5 protein-coding genes and 1 pseudogene are annotated in these 6,557 nt (G+C 65.0%); all 6 read right to left on the bottom strand.

All coding sequences use genetic code 11. The features are described 5' to 3' along the window. Positions 1–464 (bottom strand): annotated as a pseudogene (locus P1J78_RS23685) (IS6 family transposase); the annotation flags it as partial. A 131-nt stretch (positions 465–595) separates the two neighbouring features. Further along, positions 596–1,348 (bottom strand): FadR/GntR family transcriptional regulator, encoded by a 753-nt coding sequence (locus P1J78_RS23690; RefSeq protein ID WP_275569848.1) that lies wholly within the window; start codon positions 1,346–1,348, stop codon positions 596–598. 1 nt (position 1,349) lies between these two features. Beyond that, complete coding sequence (gene yjfF / locus P1J78_RS23695; protein ID WP_275569849.1) at positions 1,350–2,324, bottom strand: galactofuranose ABC transporter, permease protein YjfF; 975 nt, start codon at positions 2,322–2,324, stop codon at positions 1,350–1,352. Then, positions 2,321–3,343 (bottom strand): ABC transporter permease, encoded by a 1,023-nt coding sequence (locus tag P1J78_RS23700; protein WP_275569850.1) that lies wholly within the window; start codon positions 3,341–3,343, stop codon positions 2,321–2,323. Before P1J78_RS23700 ends, yjfF begins: the two co-directional genes overlap by 4 nt. Next, complete coding sequence (locus P1J78_RS23705; RefSeq protein WP_275569851.1) at positions 3,340–4,848, bottom strand: sugar ABC transporter ATP-binding protein; 1,509 nt, start codon at positions 4,846–4,848, stop codon at positions 3,340–3,342. Before P1J78_RS23705 ends, P1J78_RS23700 begins: the two co-directional genes overlap by 4 nt. A gap of 76 nt (positions 4,849–4,924) precedes the next feature. Further along, positions 4,925–5,869, bottom strand: a complete 945-nt coding sequence (gene ytfQ, locus P1J78_RS23710; protein WP_275569852.1) for a galactofuranose ABC transporter, galactofuranose-binding protein YtfQ — start codon at positions 5,867–5,869, stop codon at positions 4,925–4,927. Positions 5,870–6,557: the final 688 nt, after the last annotated feature.

The raw sequence follows: 6,557 nt of genomic DNA on the forward strand, positions 1-6,557 counted from the left end.
GGCCGCACCGATTTCCTTCAGCGCCGCGCCATAGGACCGAAGCCGGTCGGTCACGATGGTGTCCGGCCGGCCGTAGCGCTTCATTGATTTTCTGAAGAATTTCAGGGCCGCCTGCTTGTCGCGGGTCTTCGTCACGAAGCTTTCCAGCACTTCTCCCTCGTGATCGACAGCCCGCCACAGGTAGTGGCGCTCCCCGTTGATCTTCACGACCATCTCGCCCGGGTGCCATCGCCACTGGCTCGACCGCACCCCACGATCCGGCGCTTCCGGATCTCGGCTGCAAACACCGGCCCGAACCGGTGCCACCAGAACCGCACCGTCTCGTGGCTGACGTCGATCCCACGTTCGTGCAGCAGGTCTTCGACATTCCGCAGCGAGAACGAGAACCGAACGTAGAGCATCACTGCAAGACGGATGATCTCGCGCGACGTCTTGAAGTATTTGAATGGGCAGCGTCGGGTCATGGGGCGGACGCTACCGACGCCCCTGCCCCGCCTCAAGCCGGGTTCCTTTGACACTGCCGCGCCAAATGGTGGCCGTCTAACCTCGGGTCCACACAAACTGCACCTCAGAGCGAACTAGCGTGACAGCGTCGTCAGTTGTCCAGGGGCACAGGCCCTTGCGCGTCCCCGAACACCCTACTCCAGCCAACTTCGATAACCGCGATCATGGCATCGTGAGCGGCAGGCGCGTCGCGTGCCGAGATCGCATCTGCAATCTGCTGATGCCGGTCACAGATCGACCGAAGCTGTTCCGGCCGCGGCTCTGGCGAGGACCTGCGGAGAAGCGACAGCAGAGCAGCCTCAACGAGCGATACGACGGAATGGAAAAAGGCGTTGCCGGCGGCATCGAACACCGCACGGTGGAACTCCAAGTCGGCGATGGAGAACTCCGTCTGATCCTCGGCGTTCCTCATGGACTCCACGCATTCCGAGATCAGTTCCATCTCGGCCTGCGTCGCTTTCTGCGCCGCGAGCCGGGCGGCAAACGGTTCGAATGCGAGCCGCATCTCGAAGAGTTGCCGGTAGAACGCGTCACTTGGCTCGACATCCAGGTGCCAGCGAAGGACCTGCACGTCGAACATGTTCCACTCGCGGCGTGGCCGGACCCGCGTTCCGACACGGGCCTTGGCCACCACCATGCCCTTCGCGGCCAGCGTCTTCATGGCTTCGCGCATGACCGTTCGCGACACGCCGAACAGCTCGATAAGTTCCTCGTCCCGCGGCAGGAGCTCTCCGGCCGGCGGGTTACCCGCCACAAGGGCCCGCCCGATTCCCTCGACCACACGGCCGTGATTGCTTCTGCTCTGCAGGAAGCCGGTATCGATCCACTCTGGCAGTTTTTCCATCTCAGGCCGCGATATCGCGTTGTTTCCGTCCGAAGATCAGAAGACCCTTCTGCAACAGGATGAACAAGAGCAAAAGCAGCCCGATGACGATCTTGGTCCACCAACTCGAGAGGGACCCGTCGAACACGATGTAGGTCTGGATCAGACCCATCGTCATCACCCCGACCAGCGTGCCGAAGACATAGCCGGCCCCGCCCGTCAGGATCGTTCCGCCGATGACGACCGTCGCGATCGCCGTCAGTTCCGTACCCACGGTCGCCAGCGGGTAGCCCGAGCCTGTGTATATCGAAAAGACGATACCGGACAGCCCCGCCATCAAGCCGGAGAAGGCATAGATCAGGACCGTCGTCCGCCCCACGGCGACCCCCATCAGCCGCGCCGTCTGTTGACCGCCACCCAATGCATAGACGGCCGTGCCGAACCGCGTGCGGTGGGCGAGGGTCATGCCGCCGGCGACCGACAGCAGCATCACCACGCCGATGAGCGTCAGCCGCCCGCCCCCCGGCATCCGGTAATAGGCGTCCTGCAGGACGTCGTCGTAGAAGGTATGGTCAATCGGCACGCTGTCGATGGTCAGCATGTAGGCCGCCCCGCGCGCCAGGAACATGCCCGCGAGCGTCACGATGAAGGGCGGCATGGCGAGCCCGTGGATCAGCCCCCCCATCGCCGCGCCGAACGCCGTGGTAACCGCAAGCAGCAGGACGAACACGATCAGCGGGTGCAAGCCCGTGTCGCGCAGCATCACCGCGATGAACACGCCCGAGAAGGCGATGACCGAGCCCACCGACAGGTCGATGCCGCCGGAGAGGATGACGATGGTCATGCCGACGGCGACGACACCGAGGTATGCGTTGTCCGTCAGTAGGTTGCCGATCACCCGCGTGGACAGCATCGCGGGGAACTGGATGTAGCAGATCAGATAGGCGATAAGGAAGATCGCGATGGTGGCATAAAGGGGAAGTGCGCGCGCGTTCATTCTGCCGCCTCCTTCGCGCCAGCCTGCGCCGGCGAGCCACGCTGCCGCCGCAGCATCCGCGACAGATGCGGCGACAGGCGCGGAGATTGCAGCACCAGGATGATGACGACCAGCCCGGCCTTGATGACGAGATTGAACTCGGACGGGAAGCCGGCCAGCAGGATTCCGGTATCAATGGTCTGGATGATCAGCGCGCCCAGCAGGGACGCCGCGATGGAAAAGCGCCCGCCCAGCAGCGAGGTTCCGCCGATCACCACCGCGAGGATCGCGTCCAACTCTAGCCACAGCCCGGCATTGTTGGCATCCGCGCCGCGGATGTCGGCTGCGACGATGATGCCGGCCGCGGCCGCACACAGACCGGAGGCCGCGTAAACTGCGATCAGCAGAACCCGTGCATTCACCCCGGCCAGCGCGCTGGCCGATCGGTTGATGCCGATCGCTTCGATCAGCAGGCCGAGCGCGGTGCGCCGGACCAACAGGCCGAAGGCGACACCGACGCCCAGCCAGATCAGGATCGGCGTGGGGATCCCCAGAACGTCGCCCGCGCCAAGAAAGGCCAGCCCCTCGTGGCTGAAGGTCAGGATCCGCCCCTCTGTGATCATCTGCGCCACGCCGCGCCCGGCCACCATCAGGATCAGCGTGGCGACGATGGGCTGGATACCGAACACCGCTACCAGGGCCCCGTTCCAGAGCCCGCAAACGAGCCCCGCGCCCAGCCCCACGACAAGCGACAGAACAAGCCCGTACTCGTTCGAGATCGCCCAGGCCGATGCGGCGCCGCAGATCGCCATCACCGCGCCGACCGACAGGTCGATACCGCGCGTGGCGATCACCAGCGTCATGCCCACGGCCAGCAGCGCGACCGGCGCGCCACGCTTCAGCACGTCCACCGCGCTGCCGACGAAGCGGCCGTCGCGCATCTCGACTGCCAGGAAGCTGGGAAAGAAGACAGAGACCAGCGCCACCAGCGCCACCAGGGTCACGAGTTGCGGCGCGATGCGGCGAAGGGCCTGGGTCATGGCGTCATCGCTCCTTCCCCGTTTTCGTGGGCGGCGATGGCGTCGATGATACGCCCGGTCTCGATCTCTTCGCCCACCAGTTCCGAGACGTGGCGGCGGTCCCGCACCACGATGACCCGGTCCGAGGCGGCGATGAGCTCATCGAATTCGGACGAAATCAGCAGGATCGACATGCCCTGGGCGGTCAACTCGCCGATCAGTTTCAGGATCTCGGCATGCGCGCCCACGTCGATGCCGCGGGTCGGTTCGTCCAGGATAAGGAACCGCGGATTCATCGCCAGCCAGCGGGCCAGCACGACCTTCTGCTGGTTTCCGCCCGACAGGTCGCCCACCGCCTTTTCCGCGCCCGGCGTACGGATGTCGAGCCGGCGTATGTAGTCATTGGCCAGCCTGCGCTGCTCGGCACGCGGGATCGGCTTGGTCCAGCCGCGGCGCGCCTGAAGCGCCAGCGCGATGTTCTCGCGCACCGACAGATCGGCGATGACGCCGTCGGTTTTGCGGTCCTCGGGCGCGTAGCCGAAGCCGGCGGCGATGGCGGTGCGGGGCGTGCGCAGGTCGATAGGGCCGTCGGCGTCGGTCGCGTCGCCCCGGTCGGGCGGCGTGCGGCCGAACAGCACGTCGGCCGTTTCGGTGCGGCCCGAGCCCAGAAGTCCGGCCAGGCCGATCACCTCGCCCTCGCGAACCGTCAGGTCGAACGGCTCGATCTTTCCGCGCCGGGCGAGGCCGCGGACCTGCAGCCGCTCGACGCCGCCCTGCCGGTGCCGGCGTCGTCCCTCGGCCTCTTCCAGCTCGTGTCCGAGCATGTGGTGAATCAGTTCCAGGCGGTCCATGCCGGCAGTGTCCGCCGTGGTTATGTGCCGTCCGTTGCGCAGAACGGTCAGCCTGTCGGATATCTCGAAGACTTGGTCGAGGAAGTGCGAAATGAAGACGATGCCCAGCCCGCGCTCCCGGAGGCCACGCACCACCTGAAACAGCGTCTCGGTCTCGCGGGCGTCGAGGCTGGCGGTCGGCTCGTCCAGGATCAGCACCTTGCCTGACAGCGCCACGGCGCGCGCGATTGCCACGATCTGCTGAACCGCCACCGAATAGGTGCCCAGCTCGCGCGTGACGTTCACGTGGTCCAGCCCGTAGCCCGCCAGCATAGCCTCGGCCTCCGCGCGCATCTTCCGACCCGAGACCATGCCGAACCGCGTCGGCTGACGCCCGAAGGTCAGGTTCTCGGCCACGGTCAAGTTCGGCAGCAGGTTCACCTCTTGGTAGACCGTGCCGATCCCGGCCTCCTGCGCCTCCAGCGTCGAGGCGGGCGATATCTCTTTCCCCTCCAGCCAGATGGTACCGCTGTCGCGCGCGTGCACCCCGGTGAGGCATTTGACGAGCGTGGATTTCCCGGCCCCGTTCTCGCCCAGCAGGGCGTGTACCTCACCCGCCCTCAGGTCGAAGCACACGCCGTCCAGCGCGACCGTGCCGGGAAAGGTCTTCGTCAGATCCTCGATGGTCAGAAGCATGCGGCGCCTTTCCGGATGGCAGGGGGGCACCCCGGAGGGATGCCCCGTAAAAGCGCGGGGCAACAGCCCGATCGGGTCAGTACCCCAGATCCTTGCGCTTTTCGTACTCTGCCATCGGATCGTCGTCCTGCGTATAGAGCGTCGATTCCGTCTGGATGAACTTCGGCGGCACCGTGCCGTCGTACAGGTAGGCCTCAAGCGCGTCGAAGGCGGGCCCGGCCATGTTCGGCGTCAGCTCGACGGTGGCGTTGGCATCGCCCTCGGCCATCGCGGTGAAGATATCCGGTACCGCGTCGATGGACACGATCAGGATGTCGTTGCCCGGATCGAGGCCGGCCTCCTTGATCGCCTGGATCGCCCCCAGCGCCATGTCGTCGTTATGGGCATAGAGCGCGCAGATATTCTCGCCGCCGCCCTCGGCCTGAAGGAAGCTTTCCATTACCTCCTTGCCGCCCGAGCGGGTGAAGTCGCCCGTCTGGCTGCGTACGATCTCAATGTCGTCATGCCCCTCGATCGCGTTGCGGAAGCCCGTTGCCCGGTCAATTGCCGGGGACGAGCCCGTCGTGCCTTCCAGCTCGACGACCCGGCATTCGCCCTCGGGCTTGTTCTCGACTAGCCATTCGCCGGCCACCTCGCCCTCGTGGACAAGGTCTGAGCCCACCGCGGTCAGGTACAGATCGTCCGAGCTGTCCACCTGCCGGTCAAGCAGAACCACTGGAATCTCCGCCTCGGACGCCTCTTCCAGCACGTTGTCCCAGCCGGTAGCTACGACGGGCGCCAGCAGGATCGCGTCCACGCCTTGTGCGATGAACGAGCGGATGGCGGCAATCTGGTTTTCCTGCCGCTGCTGCGCGTCCGAGAAACGCAGGTCGATGCCGCGCTCCTCCGCTTCCTGGCGCGTGACGGTCGTTTCCGCCGCGCGCCAGCCGGATTCCGAACCGATCTGTGAAAACCCGATGGTTTGCGCAGTCGCACCGGTAGCGAGCGCAGCCAAGGCCGCGCCAAGTAAGAACTTTTTCATGATTTCCTCCCATGTTCGGCAAGAGCCGTTTGCCCAAAAAATCATACTATATTACTTAAATCAACTCTGAATTTGACGTTCCGGGTGTGACCTGCCCTCCAAGGCGCTCCGGAGAAGCGAGCCTGTGGCGGCGCGGGAAGCGGTGCCACAGGGCTAAGCCGCCCGTCGCTTCCGGCCCAGAGCCGACCTTCAGGCGCGACAAGACGCGATGGACACCCGCCCGTCCTTCGAGAACTTCGCCGCGACCATAATGGAAAGCCACTTCGTAACCGCGCCGGATATTAAGAAGGAGAATTTCAGCGCTGGCGAAACAGGGACTCATTGAGCCTACCTGGAAGGTACGAAAACCTAGAGCCAGGAGGCCGGACAATGCCGACAACATCGTATGGATCGCAGACGGGACCACATAGCTTTCGTGTAATCATGGCTTCGACGTCGGTTCCATCACGACGAGTGCCACCGGCGTCGAAGTGTTCAAGGCGGCTTCGAAAAAACATCGCGATGCCAGGTGCTTGCGAGCTATTCACCAAGTACGCGCAGTCATGAGGTCCGGAGAATATCGGCCCTGAGAGACCGTTCCCGGGCCTCCTGGCGGTAGTGCCCCACCGGGTGGTGTAGGAGGCCGCGCGCGGAGCCATCTGGCGTAGCGCAGCGCGCGGCCTGTCTGGTGGCCACCGCGCTTCTTCGT

The sequence above is a fragment of the Psychromarinibacter sediminicola genome (assembly GCF_029168335.1).
Lineage (GTDB): Bacteria > Pseudomonadota > Alphaproteobacteria > Rhodobacterales > Rhodobacteraceae > Psychromarinibacter > Psychromarinibacter sediminicola.

Coding starts and splice junctions, on each gene's coding strand:
- ytfQ (WP_275569852.1), bottom strand. CDS start 5,869: ATGAAAAAGTTCTTACTTGGCGCGGCCTTGGCTGCGCTCGCTACCGGT.
- yjfF (WP_275569849.1), bottom strand. CDS start 2,324: ATGAACGCGCGCGCACTTCCCCTTTATGCCACCATCGCGATCTTCCTT.
- P1J78_RS23705 (WP_275569851.1), bottom strand. CDS start 4,848: ATGCTTCTGACCATCGAGGATCTGACGAAGACCTTTCCCGGCACGGTC.
- P1J78_RS23690 (WP_275569848.1), bottom strand. CDS start 1,348: ATGGAAAAACTGCCAGAGTGGATCGATACCGGCTTCCTGCAGAGCAGA.
- P1J78_RS23700 (WP_275569850.1), bottom strand. CDS start 3,343: ATGACCCAGGCCCTTCGCCGCATCGCGCCGCAACTCGTGACCCTGGTG.